Raw genomic sequence first — 23,324 nt, 5'->3', positions numbered from 1 at the left:
TTTCAATCCTGTTGAGGAAGGAACTCAGCCGTACAGGGCTTCGACGCCGCGCTCCCTCAGCGCCGTCCGGTACTGCCCCAGCGCCCACACCTCCTGGCGCACGTCGTCCGCCGCCCGCGCGTTGCCGCCCTGGGCCTCGGCGCGCAGCGCGGTGGATTCGAGCTGGCGGATCCGCCGCTCGACGGCCGCCAGCCGCACCTTCACCAGGAACTGCCCGGCGTACAGGTCGATTTCGCGCTGCCTGCGGCGCGGCAGGGCCAGCGGCTCGACGGTCAGCTCGGTGAGCAGCACCCGCACCGAGTCGTCCGGCGCGGCCTCCCCGACCCGCTCCAGATAGCCGTCGTCGGCCGCCGCCACGCCGCCCGCCTCCGCGATGGCGCGCCGCACGACCGCGTACGGCGGCACGGTGAACTCGTCCTCGCCGTACGCGTCGAAGACCGGGGCGACCAGCTCCGGGTACTGCAGGGCCAGCTTCAGCAGCTCCCGCTCGGCCAGCGCGGCCGGACTGCGCAGGTTCAGCGGGGGGCCCGCCGGGCGGACGGCGGCGGGCGCGGCGGGCCGCTCGGCGGCGGGCGCCTGCCGCGCCGCCGGGGGCGCGGCGCGCTGCCGCTCCCGCCCCCACCGGGCGAGCTGGCCGACGCGCCGCACCACGAACGCCTCGTCCGGGATGCCGACGAGCCCGGCGAGCCGCACCGCGTACTCGTGCTGGATCGCGCTGTCCTTGATCTGCGCGACGATGGGCGCGGCGAAGTCCAGCGCGGCGGAACGGCCCTCCGCCGTGTCGAGGTTGTGCTGCCGGACGATGGACCTGATGGCGAACTCGAAGAGCGGCGACCGCGATTCGATCAGGTCCCGCACGGCCTCGTCGCCCTCGGCGATCCGCAACTCGCACGGGTCCATCCCGCCGGGCGAGATCGCGATCGAGGTCCGGGCGGCGAACTTCTGGTCGTCCTCGAACGCCCGCAGCGCGGCCTTCTGCCCGGCGGCGTCGCCGTCGAAGGTGAACACCACCTCCCCGGCGCTGTGCGAGCTGGAGCTGTCCATCAGCACCCGCCGCAGGATCTTGACGTGCTCGCCGCCGAAGGCCGTGCCGCAGGTGGCGATCGCGGTGGTGACCCCGGCGAGGTGGCAGGCCATGACGTCGGTGTATCCCTCGACCACCACCGCCCGGTTGGTCTTGGCGATGTCGCGCTTGGCGAGGTCGATCCCGTACAGCACCTGGGACTTGCGGTAGATCGGAGTCTCCGGCGTGTTCAGGTACTTGGGCCCGTTGTCGTCGTCGCGGAGCTTGCGCGCGCCGAAGCCGACGACCTCGCCGGTGATGTCCCGGATCGGCCAGATCAGCCGCCCCCGGAACCGGTCGATCGGCCCGCGCCGCCCGTCCTGCGCGATGCCGGACGTCAGCAGCTCCCGGTCGGTGAAGCCGCGCCCGCGCAGGAAGCGGACGAGATGATCCCACCCGGCCGGCGCGTATCCCACGCCGAACCGCTCCGCCGCGGCCTGGTCGAAGCCGCGCTCCGCGAGGAACCGCCGCCCGATCTCGGCCTCCGGCGAGGCGAGCTGCTCGGCGTAGAACCGCGCGGCGGCCTTGTGCGCCTCGACCAGCCGCGTCCGCTCCCCCTGCTGCCGCCCGGGGCTGTATCCCCCCTGCTCGTACCGCAGGGTGATCCCCGCCTGGGCGGCGAGCCGCTCGACGGCCTCGGAGAACGACAGGTGCTCCATCTTCATGACGAAGGCGAGCGTGTCCCCGCCCTCCTGGCAGCCGAAGCAGTGGAACAGGCCCTTGCTCGGACTGACGTGGAACGAGGGCGACTTCTCGTCGTGGAAGGGGCACAGCCCCTTCAGGTTCCCCCCGCCGGCGCTGCGCAGCTGCAGGTATTCGGACACGACGGAGTCGATCGGGACCGCGTCCCGGACCGCCTTCACGTCCTCGTCGTTGATCCTGCCCGCCACGCGTGAAGTCTACGGCGCGGTTCGGACACGGCCCCCGGGCGGCGGCCCCCTGTCGGCGGCTCAGCCGGACACCGCGGCCGGGACCCACCGGGCGGCGGGGACGACGTGCTTCGCCAGGGACGGATCCAGCGGGTCGAGGGGGGTCAGCAGGCCGGGCGGGGTGGCCGGGAGCGGGACCGGAGAGGCCGCCACGAGGGCCTGCTCGACGTGTTCGGCGGGCACGGCGGACAGGCGGGCCGCCTGGTCCGCGCCGGGCAGCTCGTAGGCGACGGCCGGGACGCCGGGCCGGTCGAACGGGCTGACGACCGGCTGTCCGGGGGCGCGCGGCTCCGCGAGGAGGCCGCAGGTCACGGTGTCGAGCAGCCGCGCGGCGCCCTCGTTGAGGCGGGCGGCGCACGGCATACGGGCGGAGGCCGCGTGGTACAGCGGGCCGTGGTGCAGGCGCGCCACGGCCTCGGCGGACAGCGCGCCGTCCGCGATCGCGTCCAGCGTCGCGCAGGCGCGGGCCAGGGCCGGGTGGGCGACGCAGCCGACGGCGGCGGGGTCGGCGGCGGGCGGGCCGCCGAAACCGGCCAGCAGCAGGAACCGGCCCCGGGACTCCTCCGGGAGGCGGCGGGTGGCGCCGGGCCGGGGGGAGGTGTCGAGGAAGCAGCCGATCGCCGCGGCCGGTGCCGCGTGGTACGGGGTGGTGGCGGCGCGCCAGACGTGGGCGGTGCCCCACCACCGCTCGTGCACGGTGTGCGCGGTGACCTCCGCGACGCCGTGGGTGGCGCAGTGGACCAGGCCGTCGAACGGCTCGTCGTCGCGGTACCGGCGGGCGTTGTGGGCGAGGACGTCGCCGGCCTGGATGCGCAGCAGGCGCGCGAGGTACTCCAGCGCCCCGGCGGCGTCCGGGCGGGCCAGGATGCGGTGGTAGTGCGGGAGCGGCGGCAGTTCGACGGAGCCGCCGCCGAGGGCGCCGAGGACGGTCCGCGCGGTCCTGGTGTCCGCGGCGGAGCGGACGGCGGCGGGCGGGGCGGCGGAGACGTGGACGTAGAGGTGGCTGCCCGGGGAGGTCTCGGCGGCGGTGGCGAGCCGGGCCGTGCGCTCGCCCGGCGGCAGGCGCACCACGTGCTGTTGCAGGAACTCCCAGGCCGCGTCGGCGACTTCGGTGTTGGCGGCGGCCGGGTCCTCGGCCGCGCGGGCGTCGGCCGCCGCCGCCACCCGCGGTCCGGTGCCCTCGGCGAGGCCGGTCGCGGACTTGAGCAGGTCGCGGACGTCGCCGGTGGGCAGCGGCACGTGCCGGACGCCGAGCATCATCGCCGGGATCACGCCGCCGTCCGCGCGGGCGGGGCCGGTGGGCCGGGCGAAGACGATCCGCGGTATGACGTGCGTCAACGTGCCCCTCCTGGGGGTGTCGGCGGACCCCACGGGACGGCGGCATGTCATGTCCGCGACTTGTTGACATGCTGCCAGAGAACCGGCGTCCCGTCTCCACATCTCCCACAGAAAACGGCCACGAACGATGCCGGGAACCGGCTCCGGACGACGGTCCGCGCCCTCCGCGCCGCCCTCCGGCGCCGCCCAGCGGCCAGCGGCCCGAGGCCGGGGCCGGGCCGGGGCCGGACGAGCCGATCACGCGGCGGCGGCCCGCCGGGCGTCGGGCAGCGGGCGGCCCACACGTCGCGCGCGCCGGGGTCCGCGGTGGGCACCGACCCGGCGCACGCGGGCGCGTCGGGGCACGCGCCTGCCGACCGCGCCGGACGCGGGCTCTCGCCCGGTTCAGCCCTCCCGCCCGGCCTTGTCCACCTCCGCGACGAAGACGAAGTGCGGGCCGACGCCCGCGATGTCGAATTCCCCGCCCACGATCCCGAAACCGTGCCGCTCGTAGAAGCCGCGGGCCGCGGCGCGGCCGTTGCACCACAGCAGCGCGGCGCCGCGCGCCGCGGCCTCCCGCGCGGCACCGGCCAGCACGGCGGCGCCGTAGCCCCGGCCCCGGGCGGCGGGCGCCGAGGCCATGCCGCGGAACCGGTGGGCCGGGCGGTCGTCGCCGGGCAGCGGTTCGGGGAAGAGGGTCACGCAGGCCAGCACCTCGGGGTCGTCGCCCTCGTACGCCGCCAGGTGCAGCGTCCCCGGCAGCGCGTCCTCGGCGAACGCGGCGCTTTCCGGCGGCAGCCCGGGGCGCAGCACGGCCCGGCGCAGCTCGTATATCGCGGACAGCGGCACGACGGCGGTACGGATGGCCATGCCCGCCACCCTAGGACCCCTCTTCGGGGGCGCGGGCGCCGAGGCCGTGCCGCGGAACCGGTGTGGGCCGGGCGGTCGTCGCCGGGCAGCGGTTCCGCGCGGGGCCGGGACGCTCCCCCGGCCATGGGGCCGCCCCCTCCCGGACGCCGGTCCGGGGGCCGGCAGGTGCCCCACGATCCGCACGGGACGCCCCAGGTCGTCCCGGGTGGTGCCCGCCGGGTCAGCCCCCGGCCGGGGTTCCGGGCCGGGGAGGCTCGGGGCCGTCCTCGACGCGCAGTACCTGGGAGACCGGCCGGCGCGGGGTGGGCGGGACCGGCGGGCCGTGGCCGATGCGGACCACGGCGTGCACCTGGCCCATCTCGGACAGCGGATCGCGGTCCGTCCACCGCAGGTCGGCCCACTCCATGGCGACGGCGCTGAGCCCGGTGGACAGGCCGTGCCGGGTCGCCTCCAGCAGCACGCGCTCCAGCGCCTGCCCGGCCCGCACCCAGTCGGAGGTGCGGTCCTCGGCGGTGCCGAGCAGCGCGAGCTGCGGGGGCGGGCCCGGGTCGGTGGCGGGCGCGTGGTCGCCGGGGGCGAGCCGCCCGGCGAAGTCGCGGCCCGGCGGGCCGCCCTCCGTCCCGGACCACTGGGCCAGCTCCTCCACCCGGCCGGGCACGGCCAGGTCGCGGCCCTCGGAGTCCTGCACCAGGTCGAGCACGGTGGCCAGGTGCCAGGCGGACGGGAAGTGCAGCTGCGCCCCCTCCAGCTCGGCGGCCTCGCGCAGCACGGACCGCACCTGGTCGGGCACCCGCTCCTCGTCGAACGGCAGGCGGCTGCTGCGGCGGAGCCGGATCGCCGGGTACAGCGCGGCCAGCGCGGCGAGCCCGGGGCCGCCGCCGGGGTCGCCACCGGGCGGCGCCAGCTCGACGGTGGCCAGCAGCCGCGGGTCGTACGGGTCGGGCAGCAGGGTGGTGACCGGCCGCCACCCCTCGTGGGCCGCGGCGACGCGCAGGTTGAACAGCGCGGCGCCGCAGCCCATGTGCAGGGCGCGGCCGTGCGGGTCGGAGTGCGGCAGGGTGCGGTCCAGGGAGGCCCGTACCTGGAACGTGGCGGTGCCGCGCAGGTAGTGGAACCGCCACGGCTGCGCGTTGTGCAGCGAGGGCGCCGCCGAGGCGGCCTCGGCGAGGGCGGTCACGTTCCGCGTACCGGGAGTCTCGACCCGCACCTGGCTTCCTTCCGCGCGCACACCCCCGCCGCCCTTTCTCTCACCATGCCGGATGATCCGGCGGCGCGCGAGGCGGCCGGGTCACCCGTCCAGCAGCGACGCCAGCGGCACCTCGGTGTCGGCCAGCGCGTCGGGGTCGACCGGGCGGCCGTCCCTGATCAGCCGCTGAATGGCGTCGGTGACGTCCCAGACGTTCATGTTCAGCCCGGCGAGCACCCGGTTCTCCCGGAGCCAGAACGCGATGAACGTCCGCTTGGCGACGTCGCCCCGGAAGACCACGCGGTCGTACGAGCCGGCCGGCGCCCACCCGGAGTACTCCATGCCCGCGTCGTACTGGTCGGAGAAGAAGTACGGCACCCGGTCGTACGTCACCTCCTGGCCCAGCATGGCGCGGGCGGCGGCCGGTCCGGAGTTGAGCGCGTTGGCCCAGTGCTCCACACGGCGGCCGGCCAGGGCGGCCACGTCCCCGGCGGCGAAGATCCGCGGGTCGCTGGTCCGCAGCGAGGAGTCGACGGCGATGCCGCCGCCCTCGGCCAGGGCGAGCCCGGCCGCCCTGGCCAGCGCGGTGCGCGGCCCGGCGCCGATGGCGGCCAGCACGGCGCGGGCCGGCAGCTCCCGGCCGTCCTCGGTGGCCACGCCCGCGACCATGCCGTCCCGCCCGGTGATGGCGGTCGGCCGGGTGCCGAAGTGGAACTCGACGCCGTGCTCGCGGTGCAGGTCGGCGAGGACGCCGCCCAGCTCGGGCCCGAGCACGGAGTGCAGCGGCGTCGGCCCGGGCTCGATCACCACCACCCGGCTGCCCAGGGTGCGCGCGGCGGCGGCCACTTCGAGGCCGATCCACCCGGCGCCCGCGATCACCAGCGGCTCGTCGCCGTCCGCGCGGCTGGTCAGCACGCCGCGCAGGTGGTCCGAGTGGGCCAGACGCCGCAGGTGGTGCACCCCGGCGAGGTCGGTGCCGGGCACGCCGAGGCGCCGCGGCTCGGCGCCGGTGGCCAGCAGCAGCGCGTCGTAGGGGACGCGGGCGCCGTCGCCGAGCGAGACCTCGCGCGCCTCGCGGTCGATGGCGACGGCGGGCTGGCCGAGGTGGAGTTCGACGCCGTGCGTGGTGTACCAGGCGGGCTCGTGCACGAAGAGGCTGTCGCGCCCGGACGTGCCGGTGAGATAGCCCTTGGACAACGGCGGTCGCTCGTAGGGCTGTTCGTGTTCGTCCCCGATGAGGATGACCCGGCCGGCGAAGCCCTCCTCGCGCAGCGTCTGCGCGGCCTTGGCCCCCGCAAGTCCCGCCCCGATGATGACGAACGTGTCGTGTGTTTCGCCCACTGGTGACCCTCCGGTCGCTCGGCCGAATCGGTGCCGTCGCTGTCCGACGCTCCAACGAGCCTGCCTGACGCCGGGCTTGGCCGGAAGAGGGCAGGTCACCCGGGGCGCGCCCGGATCAGGCGCCGACGAGCCGGGCGTGCAGGGAACGCGCGGAGGCGTCGGTGAGCGCGGCGATCTGGTCGACCACGACGCGCAGCCGTCCGGCGTCGCCCGTCGCGGCGGCGAACAGGGCGCGGTACTGCGGGTCGAGGCCGTCCGGGGCGCGGTCCAGCAGCGCCTCGCCCAGCTCGGCGAGGAGGGCCCGCTGCCGGGCGCGCAGCCGCTCCTGTTCGGGGCGCTGCATGACATGGACGTCGGCGACGGCCTTGAGCACGTCGCACTCCAGGCGGGTGGCGCGCGGCACGACCAGCGCGGCGGCGTACCGGCGCAGCGGTCCGGGGCCGAACCGTTCCCGGGTGGCGCGCTCGGCGGCCAGGCAGAAGCGGCCGATGAGCTGGCTGGTGGCGTCCTTCAGCCGGGCCTGGGCCAGGGCGCCGCCGTCGTAGCGGTGCGGCCACCACTCCTGGCCCAGCAGCCGGTCGAGGGCCTCGGCCGGCTCGCCGGGGTCGGTGCCGGGCGGGGCGTAGCGCTTGACGGCGACGGCGAAGATCTCGTGCCGCTCGGGCCCGGAGCGCAGCATCCGGGGGTCGAGGTGCCCGGCGTGCAGGCCGTCCTCCAGGTCGTGCACGGAGTACGCCACGTCGTCGGACCAGTCCATGACCTGTGCCTCGAAGCAGCGGCCGGTGCCCGGGGCGTCCCGGCGCAGCCACGCGAAGACGGGCCCGTCGTCCTCGTACACGCCGAACTTCGGGGAGGCCGGGTCGGTGGGGTGCGCGCCGCGCGGCCAGGGGTACTTGGTGGCGGCGTCGAGGGTGGCGCGGGTGAGGTTGAGCCCGACGGAACGGCCGTCCGCCGCGAACCGCTTGGGCTCCAGGCGGGTGAGCAGCCGCAGGGACTGGGCGTTGGCCTCGAAGCCGCCGCAGGGGGCGGCGATGCGGTCCAGGGCGCGTTCGCCGTTGTGGCCGAACGGCGGGTGGCCGAGGTCGTGCGCGAGGCAGGCGGCCTCCACGATGTCCGGGTCGCAGCCGAAGGCGGCGCCGAGGTCGCGGCCGACCTGGGCGCACTCCAGGGAGTGGGTCAGGCGGGTGCGGGGCGCGGCGTCCACACGGGTCGCGTCGGGGGTGACGACCTGGGTCTTGCCGGCCAGCCTGCGCAGGGCGGCGGAGTGCTGCACCCGGGCCCGGTCGCGCTGGAACGCGGTCCGGCCGGGCCGCTTGTCGGGCTCGGGGTCGAAACGTTCTGCGGCGGCTTCGTCGTAGCCGGCGGCGGCGTGCATACCCCCGACCGTAGCCCCCGCGGGCGCGGGTCAGGCGGTGGCGGCCAGCGCGGGGCGCGGGGCCGACGTCTCGCGGGCGCCCCGGGCCTGGTCGTAGCGGTGCAGCAGCAGGCGCGCCAGCGCCGGGTGGCTGCCGAGCGGGGCGGCCACCACGCCGGGCGCGGCCTCGGCGCAGCGGGTGGCGAACAGGCCGGGCGCGGTGAAGCAGGAGGCGACGGCTATGTCGCCGGGCGCGTGGCCCCGGTCGCGCAGCGCCGCGATCGCCTCGGGCACGGTCGGGCGGGCGGCGGAGGCGTAGGCGGGCAGCACCGGCACGCCGCCGAGCCGGGCGGAGAGCATGCTCGCGGTGTACGCGGTGCCGGCGGCCGACTCCGGGTCGAGCGAGCCGGCGGCGGCCAGCACGACGGCCTGGCCGCGCCGGTACCCGGCCTCGGCCAGCCGGCTGTGCAGCGCCTCGGCCAGGAGCGGGTGCGGGCCGAGGCAGCCGGCGGTGACGGCGTCGAGGTGCCGGGCGCCGGCCAGGACCGAGGGGATGTCGTGCTTGACGTGGAAGCCGCGGCTGAAGAGGAGCGGCACCAGCACGGCGTCGCCGCGCAGCCGGGCCAGGGTGTCCGTCAGCAGCGGCTCGTCGGTCTCCAGGTGGCCCAGCTCGACGCGCAGCCCCGGGCGCAGGGCGCGCAGGAGCCGGATCAGCGCGAGGACGGACTGCCGGGCCCTGGGGTCCGGCGATCCGTGGGCGACGGCGACCAGGGTCGGTGCGGTCGGCGTGATGCTGGCTGCGCTCATGGCGTCAGCCTGCGCCCGCCGCGTTGCGCCCGTGTTGCCGAAGTGTCACCAATGGCGGCACCGTTCCTCACGGCCGGTGCCGTGACGTGCTGAGACGGCCGCACCGGCCGGGTAACGCGGCGAGCGTTCCCGTGTAACACGGACGAAGCATGATGCGGAAGCATGAGCGAGGTCATGAGCGACGGCACGAGCACGGACACCCACTGTCCGTACTGCGCCCTGCAGTGCGGGATGCGGCTGCGCCCGAACGGGGACGCGGCCGGCGGCCTCGAGGTGGTGCCCCGCACCGCGTTCCCGGTGAACCGGGGCGCGCTGTGCGGCAAGGGCCAGACCGCCAACGAGGTGCTGTCCTCCGCGGTGCGCCTGACCGAGCCGCTGGTGCGCCGGGTGCGCGGCGGCGACCTTGAGCCGGCGGGCTGGGAGGAGGCCCTGGACCGGATCGCGGCCGGGCTGGGCCGCACCCGCGCCCGCTACGGCCCGGACGCGGTCGGCGTCTTCGGCGGCGGCGGGCTGACCAACGAGAAGGCGTACGCGCTGGGCAAGTTCACCCGCCTGGTGCTGGGCAGCTCGCAGATCGACTACAACGGCCGGTTCTGCATGTCGTCGGCCGCGGCGGCCGGGACGAAGGCGTTCGGCGTGGACCGGGGCCTGCCGTTCCCGATGGAGGACATCCCGCGCACCGGCTGCGTCATCCTGGTCGGCTCCAACCTGGGCGACACCATGCCGCCCGCGCTGCGGTACTTCACGGAGCTGAAGGAGAACGGCGGCACGCTCATCGTCGTCGACCCGCGCCGGACCAAGACCGCCGAGCAGGCCGACCTGCACCTCGCGCCCCGGCCCGGCACCGACCTGGCCCTCGCCCTCGGCCTGCTGCACCTGGTGGTGGCCGAGGGGCGCACGGACGAGGCGTTCATCGCGGCCCGGACCACTGGCTGGGAGGACGCCAGGGCGGCGGCGATGGCGCACTGGCCGGAGCTGGTGGAACGGATCACCGGGGTGCCCGTCCCGCAGCTGCGCGAGACCGTGCGGATGTTCTGCGAGCCGGACACGGCGATGGTGCTCACCGCCCGCGGCCCCGAGCAGCAGGCCAAGGGCACCGACACGGTCGGCGCCTGGATCAACCTGTGCCTGGCCACCGGCCGCGCGGGCCGCCCGCTGTCCGGCTACGGCTGCCTGACCGGGCAGGGCAACGGGCAGGGCGGGCGCGAACACGGCCTGAAGGCCGACCAGTTGCCGGGCTACCGGATGCTGGCCGACCCCGCCGCCCGCGAGCACGTGGCGCGGGTGTGGGGCGTGGACCCGGACGTGCTGCCCGCGCCCGGCCGCAGCGCGTACGAACTGCTCGACGCGCTCGGCCGCGACACCCCGGACGGGGTGCGGGCCCTGCTGCTGATGGCGTCCAACCCGGTGGTCTCGGCGCCGCGCGCCGGGCACGTCGAGGAGCGGATGCGGTCGCTGGACTTCCTGGCGGTGTGCGACGTCGTGCTCTCCGAGAGCGCGCGCCTGGCCGACGTGGTGCTGCCGGTGACGCAGTGGGCGGAGGAAAGCGGCACCCTCACCAACCTGGAGGGCCGGGTGCTGCTGCGCCGCAAGGCGATCGACCCGCCGGCCGGGTGCCGCAGCGACCTGGAGGTGCTGAACGCGCTGGCCGCCCGGCTCGGCTGGGAGAAGGGCTTCCCCACCGACCCGGAGGAGGTCTTCGACGAGCTGCGCCGCGCCTCGGCGGGCGGCAAGGCGGACTACTCCGGCATCACCTACCGCCGGATCGCGGAGGAGGACGGCGTGTTCTGGCCGTGCCCGGACCGCCCGGCGCCGGGCTCGGAGTCGGCGAACGACGACCCGTCCAACGACCACTCCACGCCGCCGCACCCCGGCACCCCCCGGATGTTCCTGGACCGCTTCGCCACCCCCGACGGCCGCGCGCGGTTCGCCCCGGTCACGCACCGGCCCTCGGCGGAGGAGCCGACCCCGGAGTACCCGGTGCTGCTGACGACGGGCCGGGTGCTGGCCCAGTACCAGTCGGGCGCGCAGACGCGCCGCGTCGCGCGGCTCAACGCGGCCGAGCCGGGCCCGTTCGTGCAGCTCCACCCGCGGCTCGCGGAGCGGCTCGGCGCCGCCGAGGGCGACCGGCTGGCGGTGGTCTCGCGGCGCGGCCGGGCGGTCGCGCCGGCCCGGATCACCCGGGACATCCGGCCGGACACGGTGTTCATGCCGTTCCACTGGCCGGGCGAGGGGCGGGCCAACACGCTGACCAACCCCGCGCTCGACCCGACGTCCCGCATGCCGGAGTTCAAGGTGTGCGCGGTGCGCGTCGAGCTGGCGGACGCGGCGGCGGAGAGCGCGGACGAGGCCACGGGCGGCGCCGGGTAGCCCGGGAGGCGGCCGAGTTGCGGGGCGGCGGGGACCCGGCAGCATGGAGGCATGGATCTGGATCTCACGGACAATCTGACGGCCCTGGCGGACGAGCACCTGGCCCTGGCGCGCCGCGGCGAGCACGGCCGCAGCGCCCATCTCTTCCTGCACGACGGGCCGTTGCGGCAGAGCGTCATCGCACTGACCGAGGGCGCCGAGCTGGAGGAGCACAACGCGCCCCCGGCCGCCAGTCTCCAGGTGCTGCGCGGCCGGGTGCGGCTGCGCACGGACGCCGGGGCCGTCGAGCTGGAGGCCGGGCAGGTGATGCGGGTGCCGCAGGCGCGGCACTCGCTGGCCGCCCTGCTGGACTCCGTGGTGGTGCTCACCTCGGTCACGGCGACCCCCGAGCCGGTCGTCGTATACGACACCCGGCGCGTCGGAAACCCTGCGTAGTCCCCCGGCGGCGCCCCCCGGCGCGCGTGCCGCCCGCGCTCCGGGGTAGGCGGCCAGGCGCGAAGGACCCGCCGCCGAGGGAGGGGACGACACCATGGGACGGCTCAGCCGCCTGGACCGCCGGATTTTCGAACGCGTCGCCGCCGCGCACCCGCCGGGCGTCCAGTTCGTGCTGCCGCGGCTGACCCGGGCCGCCGACCACGGGCGGCTGTGGATGGGCACGGCCGGGGCGCTGGCCGTGCTCGGCGGCCGGAGCGGGCGGCGCGCGGCCGGGCGGGGCATCGCGGCGCTCGCGCTGGCCTCGTTCACCACGAACACCGTCATCAAGTACGCCGCGAGCAGGCAGCGCCCGCTGCTGGACGCGGTGCCGCTGGCCCGGCGCCTGGCCCGCCAGCCGCTGACCAGCTCGTTCCCCTCCGGGCACTCGGCGTCGGCGGCGGCCTTCGCCACCGGCGTCGCCATGGAGTCCGGCACGCTGGGCGCGGCGGTCGTGCCGGTCGCCGCGGCCGTCGCGTTCTCCCGGATCTACGTCGGTGTCCACTACCCGGGGGACGTCCTCGTCGGCTGCCTGCTGGGCACCGGCGCGGCGCTGGCCACCGGCCGGGTGTGGCCGCGCCGTCCGCAGCCGGCGCAGCTGGTGCACCACCGGGTGCCGGTGCCGGCGCTGCCGGAGGGCGAGGGGCTGTTCGTGGTGGTCAACGACAGCGCGGGCACGGGCGACGCGTCGGCGGACCGGCTGCGCGCGGTGCTGCCGAAGGCCGAGATCGTCAGCTGCCCGGCCGGCGCGAACGGCGCGGACACCCTCGGCGCGCTGCTGGACGAGGCCGCGGGGCGGGCCGCGGCGCGGGACGGCGCGCTGGGCGTCTGCGGCGGCGACGGCTCGGTCAACGCGGCGGCGGCCCGGGCCGCCGACCGCGGGGTGCCGCTCGCGGTCTTCCCCGGCGGCACGCTCAACCACTTCGCGCTGGACACCGGCATCCAGACCTTCGAGGACACGGCGGCGGCGGTCCGGGCGGGCGACGCGATCGCCGTCGACCTGGGCCGCATCCGCCCGGCGGGCGGCACCACCGGCCCCACCCGGCACTTCCTGAACACCTTCAGCCTCGGCATCTACCCCGAGGTGGTGCGGCTGCGCGAGTCCTGGGAGGCGCTGGAGCGGCGCATCGGCAAGTGGCCGCTGGCGGCGCTGTCGCTGGCGCGGGTGCTGCGGTCCGCCCGGCCGGTGGAGGTGGAGCTGAACGGCCGCCCGCACCGGCTGTGGCTGCTGTTCGCGGGCAACGGCCTGTACTCGCCGGAGGGTTTCGCGCCCTCCCACCGCACCCACCTGGACGACGGGCTGCTGGACGTGCGCACCGTGTCGGGCGACAAGCGGTTCGCCCGCACCCGGGTGGTGGCCGCCGCGCTGACCGGCACCCTGGCCCGCTCCCGCGTGTACACGGCGGCCCGCCTGCCCCGGCTGCGGCTGTCCGGGCTGGGCGAGGGCAGCACGCTGGCGTACGACGGCGAGGCCGCGCCCGCGCCCGCGTCGCTGGTGCTGGACAAGCGGCGGGACACCCTCGCGGTCTACCGCCCGGACCCGGGTCCGGCGCTGCTCTGAGGCAGGTCGCCCGCGCCGGCCCGGTCGCGGTACTCGCTGGGGCTGACGCCGCGTTCCCGTTTGAACGCGGTGCTCAGCGCGAACGGGCTGCCGTACCCCACCCGGCGCGCCACCGCCTCGACCGTGGCGCACGGCTCGCGCAGCAGCTCCGCCGCCATCTCCAGCCGCAACCCGGTCAGATACGTCATCGGCGGCTCCCCGACCAGCGCGGTGAACCGCCGGCCCAGCGCGGCCCGGGACACCCCGCACTTGGCGGCCAGCGACGACACGGTCCACGGGTGCGCCGGGTGGTCGTGGACCAGCCGCAGCGCCCGGCCCACCACCGGGTCGCCGTGCGCCCGGTACCAGGCGGGCGGGGCGGCCTCCGGCCGGGCGAACCAGGCGCGCAGCACGGATATCAGCACCAGGTCCAGCACCCGGTCGAGGACGACCTCCTGCCCCGGCTCGTCGCGCACCATCTCGGCGCGGAGCAGCGCCACCAGCGGGCACTCCCAGTCGTCCGCGCGCAGCACGAGCACGGGCGGCAGCGCCCGCAGCAGCCGCCCGCTGACCTCGCGGTGGACCTGATAGGTGCCGATGAGCAGTTCGGTCGGCCCGTCGGGGTCGGTGCCCCAGGTCCGCACGCCGAGGTCGAACGCCTCGCACAGGTCGGTGCCGTCGCGCCCGACGCTGCACCCGCCCGGCCTGACCACGGCCTGCGGCTCGGTGGCCGGGTCGTCCGCGACGACGTACGGCTCGGGCCCGCCGACGACCGCGACGTCGCCGGGCGCGAGCCAGGTCTCACCGCCCCCGCGGAGGATGACCGCGCCGCCCCGCGCCGCGCACACCAGCGTCAGCGGCGCCTCGTCCCGCACCTCGACGGCCCACGGCGGGGTGAGAACGGTGCGCATGAGGAACGCCCCCCGGGCGCGCGGGCCGTCCAGGAGGCTGGTCAGTGCGTCCATGCCGCTCAGCGTAGACGCAGGCGCGCGCGGGAGAGCCGCGAACGAGGGCGCGCTGTCCGGAGCCGGGCCGGGGGGCGGGCGGGTGCCTAGGATGTGCGGATGTTCCGCGTCCGCCGGGCGACGGACGCCGATCTCGGCGCCGTCGCGGAGATCTTCGCGCACTACGTGCGCCATACGGTGATCACCTTCATGGAGACCCCGCCCACCCCCGGGGAGTGGCGCCACAAGCGCGCCGACCTGACCGGCCGGGGCCTGCCGTTCCTCGTCGCCGACGTCGACGGCCGCGTCGCGGGGTTCGCGTACGCGAGCCCGTGGCGGACGCAGCCCGCCTACCGGTACACCGCCGAGGACAGCATCTACCTCGCCCCCGGCCACACCGGCCGGGGGCTCGGCCGCGCGCTGCTCGAAGCGCTGCTGGCGGGCTGCGCCGAGGCCGGGATCCGCCGGGTGATCGCGGTGATCGCGGACGCCGGGGACAACGACGCGTCGCCCGCGCTGCACCGGAAGTTCGGCTTCACGGACGCGGGCCGCCTCACCGCCGTCGGCCACAAGCACGGGCGCTGGCTGGACACCCTCCTGTTGCAGCTGGACCTGGACCCGCCGGGGCCGCCGGAACCGCGGACCTGACCGGAGATCGGGCGGGAATCGTCGGACGCCCGCCGCGCGGCGCCGACTCTATTGCTGGAGGTCGTCCTCCAGTTCCTCGAAAGAGGTCGGCTCGTAGTGGCGCGCGTATTCGGCGAGGAAATCCACCGCCGTGTCGGGAAGCGGGAGATCGGCGATCACGCCGTATTCGAGGACCCGCTTCTTCGGGTAGTAGCCCCAGAATTCGAAGACGGCCTCGCCCAGTTCGACGGCGCCCGGATAGCGGGAGCGGACGCCCAGCGAGTCCAGCAGATCCGGCAGCGCGGCGGTCTCGATCCCGGGGTCCGGGTCGGCCGGCAGCACCACCCGCTCGCCACCGCCGCCGTCCCGCGCCGGCCGGCCCTCGCCCAGCGCCTTCAGGTGCTTGGGGCCGAGGGTGAACCAGGGGCCGCGGGCGGTCAGGACCAGCCATTCGTCGTACGAGGTGTTCCGGTGGATCGAGCAGTCGTCGTTCGCGTAGAGCAACTCGCTGAAATACAGGCCGGGCTGGGTCACGGTGTGCTCGGCGCCCCCGGCCTCGACGGTGACCTCCCGGCCGCGGCCGGTCAGGATCTGTGTGAGCTCCTCCCGGAACGGTTCCCGGTGCTCCCAGCCGGTCAGGCAGGAGAAATGCAGGGGCCCGTGGAAGAATTCGTGCCCGGGACGCCATGTGGCGCGCATCGACCAATAGCTCGGGATGACGCTCGTCCAGCCGGGAACCTGAAGGACGAACTGTCCGCAGATCCGGCATGACGCGCTGTTGTCGCCCATGACCCCGCACCCTTTCCTGTCAATTGTCTCAGGTTACCAGTCAGCCGACACGCGGAACGGGCACGATGAAACCCAGGTCGTTCACCGGCCCGTTGGGCGGATGGACACCGGGCGGCAGTTCCATAATGCCGTTGCCGTCGAAGAAACGAAGCTGGCCGTCGCGGCTGATCACGACCTCGGTGTGGTCGGAGACCTTGTACTCCAGGTCGCGCGACATGCTGTTGGGCTGATTGAGGGCGCGCTCCACGTCGTTGAGCGCGGGGCCCGGCATGCGGTCCTCGGGGTGCGTGTGGGCGATGAAGTCGTAGCCCTGCCCGCGCAGATCCCCGGGGATGGAGGAGGTGCGCTCCGTGCCCCGGAACAGCCGCAGTTCGCCGGCCGGGTTCTGGATGATCGCGTGCTCCACGCCGCTGAACCGCTGCAGTTCGGCCATGTGCGAGACGTTGACCTCGCCCCGGCGGATGGGGATGTGCCCCTCGGAGTTCAGCCGGCGCACCAGGTTCCTCGCCTTCGGCGACAGCGCCCGGTAGGGGACCATCCCGCCCGGCATGCGCGCCGACCCGCGGATCGCGCCCGCCATGCCCCGGACCCCGCCCGCCATGCCGCCCAGGCCGCGCCGGGCGCCGGTGACGACGTTCCGGCCCATGGCGAGGAGTCCACCGGCGGTGGTGAGGCCCTTCATGCCCGGGATGCAGTCCAGCGCGGCGAAGGCGACATCGAGCAGTGTCGCCCGGCCCCTGGCGTACTTGACCAGGGTGTCCGCCAGCACCACCAGGGCCGCCGCGAGGACCACCCAGGCCAGCGGCCCGCCGATGATCATCACCACCACGCCGAGGACGGCGACGATGACCTTGCAGACCTCCACGATGGTGTCCCAGTTGTCCTGGACCCACTTGAACGCCTTCTCCCACCACTTCCGGTTCTGGATCCCCGCGTCCGAGGCGTCGTCGATGCCCGCCGCACAGACCCGCGCCGCCTCCTCCCGCATCTCCCGGGCCTGCTCGGCCAGGTCGCGGGCGGCGGACAGGCGCTGCTCGGCGTCGTCCACCCGCGACCGCGCGGTGCCCGCCGCCGCGTCGGCCGCCTGCCGGTCCCGGACCGCCTGCCGCACCTCGCCCTCGTCCGGCGGCTCGGGCGCGTCCTCGTCGTCCGCCAGCCGTTCCGCCTCGCGGGTGGCCCGGCCGACCCAGTCCTCCGCGTCGGCCAACGACGCCTGGGCGGCCCGCAGATCGGCCTGCGCGGCGATCGCCCGCTCCAGCGCCCGGTCGGCCATGCCCTGCGCGTTCTGCAACTGCGGCCAGTACGCCGCCAGCGCGTCCGCCGCCATGTCGTACGACGTCTGGAGCTTCGTCAGGTTGTCCGGCACCCCGTCGAACTCCGCGCGGAACGCGTCCGCCGACAGACCCGCCCAGTCCAGCACGGCGCGTTCCCCGGCCATGGCCCGGATCCTGCCCAGCGCCTCACCGACGTTGTCCGCGAAGTCCTGCAGACTCTCGGCGAGTTCACGCACCTCGTCCGGGTTCCCCGGCGTCGGGTCCCGGTCCATGTCCACCGGACTCCAGTCGGACGGCCGCGCCATCGCCGACACCCCCTCCACGACGAACGATCAAGACCGCCCCAAACTAACTGCACCATGCACCCGCGTCCGCCCCGGATTCGTCACAGCCTCGTCCCGAACGCTGCTCAGGGGGCCGGGCACCGCCCCCGTGCGCCACGATGTGCGATGACCCCTGACGCCCTCACGCAGACCCCGTGGTCCTGCTGTTTTTCGTGCCGATCGGCCTCGTGACCGTCATCGGCCTCATCGGCTACGTGGTCTCGTCCGTCGCACGGCGGCGCCCTGGTGAAGACAGCCCGGGAACGCTGCCGGGACCTCGCCGCCCCCTGCTGCTGCGCGGCCGTCGCCGTCCACCTCCGGGGTGCGCTCGATGTGGTGGTCCTGGAGGAGGAGAACCTCTTCGAGGAGTGCGCGGACGCCGGTGGCGGACAGCGGCGCCGCTGGTCGACTCCTACCGCGGCGACTGTCTCCCCCTCCGGCTCACCTGCCAGGTGCACCCGGCCCTCGCGGGCCTGTCCGCGGGCGGCGTGGCGCTGGGCGTCGCCGCCGGGCTCGGCCGGCGCCGGGCCGGGGGTCACCACACGTCGCCGTCGCGCCAGTCGCAGACCAGTTCGCCCGTGACGTCCAGCCGCCCGGCCACCGGGAGGACGTACACGGCGCCGTCGTCCTCCTCCGTGCGCGCTATGCCCAGCGGGGTCAGGGCGAACGTCGGGCCCTGCCACAGGCGCCAGCCGCGTGCCGCGTAGAACGGCAGGGCGTCGTCCGACGACGACAGCGCGCCCAGGTCGTAGCCGCCGCGTATCACCCGCTCCAGCGCCGTCATCAGCGAGGCGCCGTGCCCGCGCCGCCGCCGGTCCTCCCGGACGGCCACCCCCTCGATGTACCCGGCGCGCAGCGCGCGGCCCGCGTGCAGCAGGCGGCGCTGCACCACCGAGGCGTGGCCGATCAGCTCGTCGCCGTCCCAGATCAGCGCGTGCATGCCGCCCAGCGCGTGTTCCCAGTCGTGATCGGAGAAGTCACCCTCGAACGCCTCGTCCAGCAGGGCCCGCGCGGCGGTGAGCGCCGGGGTGTCCAGGTCTGCGGTGTGGGCCACACGCACCTCGGTCATGGGTGTCATACCTGCCATCCTTGCGGGTCAACGGGCGTGCGCGAGGGCACGGGTGCCTGCGGCGCAGCTCGCCCGCAGCCGTGCGAGGGTGTCCGGCGGCAGGCGCAGGGCCGCGCCCTGCCGGGCGGGGTCGAGGAGCGGGCGGGCCGCGGCCAGCCAGCTCTCGTTCGGGGTCACCCCCGCGAAGGCGGCGAGCCGGGCCAGTTCGCGGTCGGGGGCGGCGAGCAGGTCCTCGTACGCCATCGACATCCGCGCCGCGGGCGGCACGGCGTCGAGGTACCCGACGCCCTCGGTGATCAGCTCGGACCACAGGTCCCCGAAGCGCGTGACCGGGACCTCGCGCGCGACGGCCGCCGCCGGGTCGAACGGCACGTCCGGGCCGGGCGGCGCGTCGCGCAGCAGCGAGATGACGCGGTACCCGACGTGGCGGCTCATCGACAGCGCGCAGTCGGGGCCGTTCCGGTGCAGGTGGACGAAGCGGGCGGTGGGGAACGCCGCGCGCAGCCGGGGTATCCAGCGCAGCGAGTAGCCGGAGCGCTCGATCACCGCCTCGCCGCGGCCGAACCGCGCGGACAGCAGGCCGAAGAAGGCGCGGTAGTGCGCGGGCGCCGGACGGCGCGGCCATCGGGTAATCTCCCGGCCCAGGTCGTCCAGTGCGGCGTCCGGATCGTCGGTCAGGTGCGGCAGCACCATCAGGCACAGGGCCGGGCTGTCCGGGCGCGGGCGGAGGAACTCCGGCAGCGGCACCCCGGCGCGGATCATGGCGTCGAAGACGGGGTTGACGTCGGAGAGGATCCGCCAGAACGCCTCCCCGGTCACCGGCTCGTCGGGCAGGGCCCGCTCGGGTTGCTGGAGCGAGGCGAACAGCTCGTTGAGGCTGAGCACGCCGGGGTGGAGGTTGAGGATGCGGGACAGCAGTGTCGAGCCGCTCCGCCCCGTACCGACGATGAAAGTCAGGTGCCGCACGGCCGCAGCGTAGCGGGCTCACACTCCGGGGACGGGCGAGCTGAGCGCAGCGTTGCCTATGAGAAACGGATGTGATGCGGACGGGTAACAGGTTCCCCGCACTCTCAGGTGCATGAGTTCGATAACGCGTGTCGTGATCGTCGGCGGCGGGATGGCCGGCGCCCGGCTCGCGCAGCAGCTCGGCACGGCGGGGAACACCGTGATCACCGTGCTGGCGGAGGAGCCGCACGCACCCTACAACCGGGTGCTGCTGGCCGATGTGCTGGCGGGCCGGTATCCAGCCGACGTCATCGCGCTGCCGCGCCCGGCCGCCGGCGTCACCTGGCGCGGCGGGGTGCGCGTGGCGCGGATCGACCGCGCCGCGCGGCAGGTGGAGTGCGAGGACGGCTCGGTGACGCCGTACGACGTGCTGGTGCTGGCCACCGGGTCGAGCCCGGTGCTGCCGCCGCTGCGCGCGCTGATCGGGGGCCTGCCCGACGGCGTGCACGCGTTCCGCACCCTGGACGACTGCCTGGCCCTGGGCGAGGCGGTCGGCGAGGGAACGCGGGCGGTGGTGATCGGGGGCGGCCTGCTGGGCGTCTCGGCGGCGCGGGCGCTGGCCTCGCGCGGCGCCGGAGTCGTCGTGACCCAGCAGGGCGAGTACCTGATGGATCGTCATCTCGACGCGGGTGCCGGGCAGTTGCTCCACTCGCACCTGGCCGCCTCCGGCGTGGAGGTGCACACCGAGTGCCGGGTGCGCGGTCTGCGGACCGAGGACGGCCGGGTGCGCGGCGTCGAACTCGCGGACGGCTACGAGCTGGCCGCCGATCTGGTCGTCCTGGCCTGCGGCGTCCGGCCCCGCACCGGTCTGGCCCGGGAAGCCGGGCTCGCACTCGGCAAGCGCGGCGGCATCGCCGTCGACGACCGGCTGCGGACGTCCGACCCCGACGTGTACGCGATCGGGGACTGCGCGGAGCACGACGGCGTGCTGTACGGACTCGCCGGCGCCGCCCAGGAACAGGCCGACGCACTGGCCGGAATGATCAACGGGATGCTCAACGGCCAGGACGACGCGGCCGGTTACGCCGGAACGCGCTCGCTCGTCCGGCTGACGCTGTCCGACGGGCCACTGGACCTGGCCGCGTTCGGGGAGACGACACCCGCGCCGGGCGACGACGTCGTGCAGCTGGCGGACGCCACGCGCGGCGCCTACCGCAAGATCGTCGTCCGCGGCGACCGGTTGCTGGGCGGCATCCTCGTCGGCGACCTGGGCAGCGTCGGGACGCTCGCCCGCACCTGGGAAGGCGACGAGCCGCTTCCCGCCACTCCCCTGCTCCACCTGCTCACCCACGACGGAGGGTACTGACCCATGTCCACCGCCACCGAGGCCGCACCCGAGACGATCGTCCTGATCGGGCACGGGATGGTCGGCCAGCGCTTCCTCGAAGAGCTCGCGGACCGGGGCGTGACCCAGCGGGCCCGCGTCGTCGTGCTGTGCGAGGAGCCGCGCCCGGCCTACGACCGAGTGCAGCTCACCTCCTACTTCTCCGGCAGCTCGCCCGACGAACTGTCCATGGTCCCCGAGGGGTTCATGGAGCAGCACGGCATCGAGCTGTACACCGGCGACCCGGCGACGGCCGTCGACCGCGCGACCCGGACGGTGACCGCGCGCAGCGGCCGGACGTTCACCTACGACACGCTCGTCCTGGCCACCGGCTCCTACCCGTTCGTCCCGCCGGTGCCCGGCAAGGACAGCACGGGCTGCTTCGTCTACCGGACGATCGAGGACCTGCTCGCCATCGAGGAGTACGCGAAGAACTGCCGCTCCGGCCTGGTCGTCGGCGGCGGGCTCCTCGGGCTGGAGGCGGCCGGCGCGCTGAAGGGCCTCGGCCTGGAGACGCACATCGTCGAGTTCAACCCGCGCCTGATGGCGATCCAGGTGGACGAGGGCGGCGGCGCCGCGCTGCGCCGCACGGTCGAGGACATGGGGCTGATCGTCCACACCGGCGTCGGCGGCCAGGAGATCACTGCGGGCGAGGACGGCGCGGTGACCGGCATGGCCCTGTCCGACGGCTCGACCGTCGCCACCGACCTGGTGATCTTCTCGGCCGGCGTGCGGCCCAGGGACGAGCTGGCCCGGGCCGCGGGCCTGGAGACCGGGGAGCGCGGCGGCGTCGTCGTGGACGAGTTCTGCCGGTCGGCCTCCGACCCGGCGGTCTTCGCGATCGGGGAGTGCGCGCGGGCCGCGGACGGCGTGGTGTACGGGCTGGTCGCGCCGGGCTACGACATGGCCGTGGCCGCCGCCGGGGTGATCGCACAGGGCGGGGAACCGCGGGCCGACACCAGGACGTTCACCGGCGCGGACACCTCCACCAAGCTGAAGCTGCTCGGCGTGGACGTGGCGTCGTTCGGCGACCCGCACGGCCGGGCCGAGGGCTGCCTCGACGTCGTGTACTCCGACTCCCGCTCCGGCGTCTACAAGAAGCTGGTCATCGGCAAGGACGGCACGCTGCTGGGCGGCGTACTGGTCGGTGACGCCGAGTCGTACGGGCTGCTGCGCCCGCTGACCGGCAGCGTTCCCCCGGTCGCGCCCGAGCAGTTGGTACTCCCGGCCGGGCTGGCGCCCGCCACCGCGATCGGCCCGTCCGCGCTGCCGGACGACGCGATCATCTGCAGCTGCCACAACGTGAGCAAGGGCAGCATCCGCGCGGCGGTCACCGACCATCAGTGCACCACCGTGCCCGAGGTCAAGAAGTGCACCAAGGCCGGTACGGGCTGCGGCAGTTGCGTGAAGACGCTGGGCCTGCTGGTCAACGACGAGCTGACCGCCAACGGCGTGACCGTCGACACCGGCCTGTGCGGCTGCTTCTCGCAGACCCGCCAGGAGCTGTACGAGATCGTGCTGGCGCTGCGCCTCAACTCCTACCAGGAGCTGCTGGACAACCACGGCCGCCCGGAGGCGCGCGGCGGCGAGGGCTGCGAGATCTGCAAGCCCGCGGTGGGCTCGATCTTCGCCTCGCTCGCCCCGACGATCGGCGCGGACGTCTACGTACTGGACGGCGAGCAGGCGGCGTTGCAGGACACCAACGACCACTTCCTCGCCAACATGCAGAAGAACGGCTCGTACTCGGTCGTTCCCCGCATCCCCGGCGGTGAGATCACCCCGGAGAAGCTGATCGTGATCGGCGAGGTGGCCCGGGACTTCGGTCTCTACACCAAGATCACGGGCGGCCAGCGCATCGACCTGTTCGGCGCCCGGGTCGACCAGCTCCCGATGATCTGGGCCCGGCTGGTGGAGGCGGGCTTCGAGTCGGGCCACGCGTACGGCAAGGCGCTGCGCACGGTGAAGTCCTGCGTGGGCTCCACGTGGTGCCGGTACGGCGTGCAGGACAGCGTGCGGATGGCGATCGACCTGGAGCTGCGCTACCGGGGCCTGCGGTCGCCGCACAAGCTGAAGTCGGCGGTGTCCGGCTGCGCCCGCGAGTGCGCGGAGGCGATGGGCAAGGACTTCGGCGTCATCGCCACGGCCAACGGCTGGAACCTGTACGTCGGCGGGAACGGCGGCGCCACGCCGCGCCACGCGGACCTGCTCGCGCAGGACCTGTCGGACGCCGAACTGGTCAGGCTGATCGACCGGTTCCTGATGTTCTACATCCGCACCGCCGACCGGCTGGAGCGCACCTCGACGTGGCTGGAGCGGATCCCGGGCGGCCTGGACCACGTCAAGGACGTGGTCGTGCACGACTCGCTCGGCATCTGCGACGAGCTGGAGGCGCTGATGGCGGCGCACGTCGCCAACTACCGCGACGAATGGGCCGAGACGATCAACGACCCGGAGAAGCTGCGGCGCTTCGTGTCCTTCGTCAACGCGCCCGGGGCGCCGGACCCGACGGTCAAGTTCGTGCCCGAACGCGACCAGGTGAAGCCCGACCTGACGATCCTGGCCGGGCCGGAGCTGCCCGTCCGCACGCTTGAGGGGAGCAGCCCGCGATGAAGGTGGAAGTGCAGATGGCAGGGGACGAGTGGGTCCCGGTGTGCGGACTGGCCGATCTGACGCCCGGACGCGGCGTGGCGGTGCTGCTGCCGGACGGCAGGCAGGCCGCGG

18 protein-coding genes and 1 pseudogene are annotated in these 23,324 nt (G+C 75.2%); 7 read left to right on the top strand and 12 right to left on the bottom strand.

Features of this window, described 5'->3' with window-relative positions:
- Window positions 1-24 precede the first annotated feature (24 nt).
- The 7 genes from dnaG to ACSNOC_RS08275 all read right to left on the bottom strand — a co-directional run bounded on the left by dnaG (window position 25) and on the right by ACSNOC_RS08275 (window position 8,867).
- The gene (dnaG, locus tag ACSNOC_RS08305) at window positions 25-1,953 is read right to left on the bottom strand and encodes a DNA primase (protein WP_436746630.1); all 1,929 of its coding nucleotides are present in this window, start codon (window positions 1,951-1,953) and stop codon (window positions 25-27) included.
- Window positions 1,954-2,013: 60 nt separating this feature from the next.
- Window positions 2,014-3,330, bottom strand: coding sequence for a hypothetical protein (locus ACSNOC_RS08300; RefSeq protein WP_436746629.1), 1,317 nt, complete (start codon window positions 3,328-3,330; stop codon window positions 2,014-2,016).
- A gap of 384 nt (window positions 3,331-3,714) precedes the next feature.
- On the bottom strand, window positions 3,715-4,179 hold the full coding sequence (locus ACSNOC_RS08295) for a GNAT family N-acetyltransferase (protein WP_436746628.1): 465 nt from the start codon (window positions 4,177-4,179) through the stop codon (window positions 3,715-3,717).
- A gap of 220 nt (window positions 4,180-4,399) precedes the next feature.
- The gene (locus ACSNOC_RS08290) at window positions 4,400-5,386 is read right to left on the bottom strand and encodes an Acg family FMN-binding oxidoreductase (protein WP_436746627.1); all 987 of its coding nucleotides are present in this window, start codon (window positions 5,384-5,386) and stop codon (window positions 4,400-4,402) included.
- A gap of 81 nt (window positions 5,387-5,467) precedes the next feature.
- Window positions 5,468-6,706 carry an NAD(P)/FAD-dependent oxidoreductase gene (locus tag ACSNOC_RS08285; RefSeq protein WP_436746626.1) on the bottom strand — a complete coding sequence of 413 codons (1,239 nt, stop codon included), beginning with the start codon at window positions 6,704-6,706 and terminating at the stop codon, window positions 5,468-5,470.
- A 115-nt stretch (window positions 6,707-6,821) separates the two neighbouring features.
- Window positions 6,822-8,081: a deoxyguanosinetriphosphate triphosphohydrolase gene (locus ACSNOC_RS08280; protein WP_436746625.1), complete on the bottom strand. Its 1,260-nt coding sequence runs from the start codon at window positions 8,079-8,081 to the stop codon at window positions 6,822-6,824.
- 30 nt (window positions 8,082-8,111) lie between these two features.
- Window positions 8,112-8,867: a sirohydrochlorin chelatase gene (locus tag ACSNOC_RS08275; protein ID WP_436746624.1), complete on the bottom strand. Its 756-nt coding sequence runs from the start codon at window positions 8,865-8,867 to the stop codon at window positions 8,112-8,114.
- Between the two features lie 162 nt (window positions 8,868-9,029).
- On the opposite strand from ACSNOC_RS08275, the gene ACSNOC_RS08270 reads away from it, so the two are divergent.
- The 3 genes from ACSNOC_RS08270 to ACSNOC_RS08260 all read left to right on the top strand — a co-directional run bounded on the left by ACSNOC_RS08270 (window position 9,030) and on the right by ACSNOC_RS08260 (window position 13,269).
- Window positions 9,030-11,237 carry a molybdopterin oxidoreductase family protein gene (locus ACSNOC_RS08270; protein ID WP_436746623.1) on the top strand — a complete coding sequence of 736 codons (2,208 nt, stop codon included), beginning with the start codon at window positions 9,030-9,032 and terminating at the stop codon, window positions 11,235-11,237.
- Between the two features lie 51 nt (window positions 11,238-11,288).
- Entirely contained in the window at window positions 11,289-11,672 is a 384-nt protein-coding gene (locus ACSNOC_RS08265; RefSeq protein ID WP_436746622.1) for a cupin, read from the top strand.
- Window positions 11,673-11,766: 94 nt separating this feature from the next.
- Window positions 11,767-13,269, top strand: a complete 1,503-nt coding sequence (locus ACSNOC_RS08260) for a bifunctional phosphatase PAP2/diacylglycerol kinase family protein (RefSeq protein WP_436746621.1) — start codon at window positions 11,767-11,769, stop codon at window positions 13,267-13,269.
- Here ACSNOC_RS08260 and ACSNOC_RS08255 read toward each other — a convergent pair.
- Window positions 13,236-14,213 (bottom strand): cupin domain-containing protein, encoded by a 978-nt coding sequence (locus tag ACSNOC_RS08255; protein WP_436746620.1) that lies wholly within the window; start codon window positions 14,211-14,213, stop codon window positions 13,236-13,238. The genes ACSNOC_RS08260 and ACSNOC_RS08255 overlap by 34 nt on opposite strands.
- A 99-nt stretch (window positions 14,214-14,312) precedes the next feature.
- Between ACSNOC_RS08255 and ACSNOC_RS08250 the strand changes: the two genes are divergently transcribed.
- A complete protein-coding gene (locus tag ACSNOC_RS08250) occupies window positions 14,313-14,840 on the top strand; it encodes an N-acetyltransferase family protein (protein ID WP_436746619.1) in 528 nt (175 codons plus the stop codon).
- A 48-nt stretch (window positions 14,841-14,888) separates the two neighbouring features.
- On the opposite strand, the gene ACSNOC_RS08245 is transcribed toward ACSNOC_RS08250, so the two are convergent.
- From ACSNOC_RS08245 to ACSNOC_RS08230, 4 genes are all read right to left on the bottom strand, one after another.
- Window positions 14,889-15,608 carry a hypothetical protein gene (locus tag ACSNOC_RS08245; protein ID WP_436746618.1) on the bottom strand — a complete coding sequence of 240 codons (720 nt, stop codon included), beginning with the start codon at window positions 15,606-15,608 and terminating at the stop codon, window positions 14,889-14,891.
- Window positions 15,609-15,648: 40 nt separating this feature from the next.
- On the bottom strand, window positions 15,649-17,187 hold the full coding sequence (locus ACSNOC_RS08240; RefSeq protein ID WP_436746617.1) for a putative T7SS-secreted protein: 1,539 nt from the start codon (window positions 17,185-17,187) through the stop codon (window positions 15,649-15,651).
- A 553-nt stretch (window positions 17,188-17,740) separates the two neighbouring features.
- Window positions 17,741-18,283, bottom strand: coding sequence for a GNAT family N-acetyltransferase (locus ACSNOC_RS08235; protein WP_436746616.1), 543 nt, complete (start codon window positions 18,281-18,283; stop codon window positions 17,741-17,743).
- An 18-nt stretch (window positions 18,284-18,301) separates the two neighbouring features.
- Window positions 18,302-19,240 carry a sulfotransferase family protein gene (locus tag ACSNOC_RS08230; protein WP_436746615.1) on the bottom strand — a complete coding sequence of 313 codons (939 nt, stop codon included), beginning with the start codon at window positions 19,238-19,240 and terminating at the stop codon, window positions 18,302-18,304.
- A gap of 112 nt (window positions 19,241-19,352) precedes the next feature.
- Here ACSNOC_RS08230 and ACSNOC_RS08225 point away from each other — a divergent pair, with 112 nt between their 5' ends.
- From ACSNOC_RS08225 to ACSNOC_RS08215, 3 genes and pseudogenes are all read left to right on the top strand, one after another.
- Window positions 19,353-20,585, top strand: a complete 1,233-nt coding sequence (locus tag ACSNOC_RS08225) for an NAD(P)/FAD-dependent oxidoreductase (protein ID WP_436746614.1) — start codon at window positions 19,353-19,355, stop codon at window positions 20,583-20,585.
- A gap of 3 nt (window positions 20,586-20,588) precedes the next feature.
- A complete protein-coding gene (gene nirB / locus ACSNOC_RS08220) occupies window positions 20,589-23,213 on the top strand; it encodes a nitrite reductase large subunit NirB (protein ID WP_436746613.1) in 2,625 nt (874 codons plus the stop codon).
- A pseudogene (locus ACSNOC_RS08215) lies at window positions 23,210-23,324 on the top strand (nitrite reductase small subunit NirD); the annotation flags it as partial. The gene nirB and the pseudogene ACSNOC_RS08215, both read left to right, overlap by 4 nt.

Source organism: Streptomyces sp. URMC 129 (assembly GCF_051386415.1).
Lineage (GTDB): Bacteria > Actinomycetota > Actinomycetes > Streptomycetales > Streptomycetaceae > Streptomyces.
The sequence above is the reverse complement of the archived record's forward strand: the minus strand, read 5'-3'. Positions and strand labels throughout refer to the sequence as shown.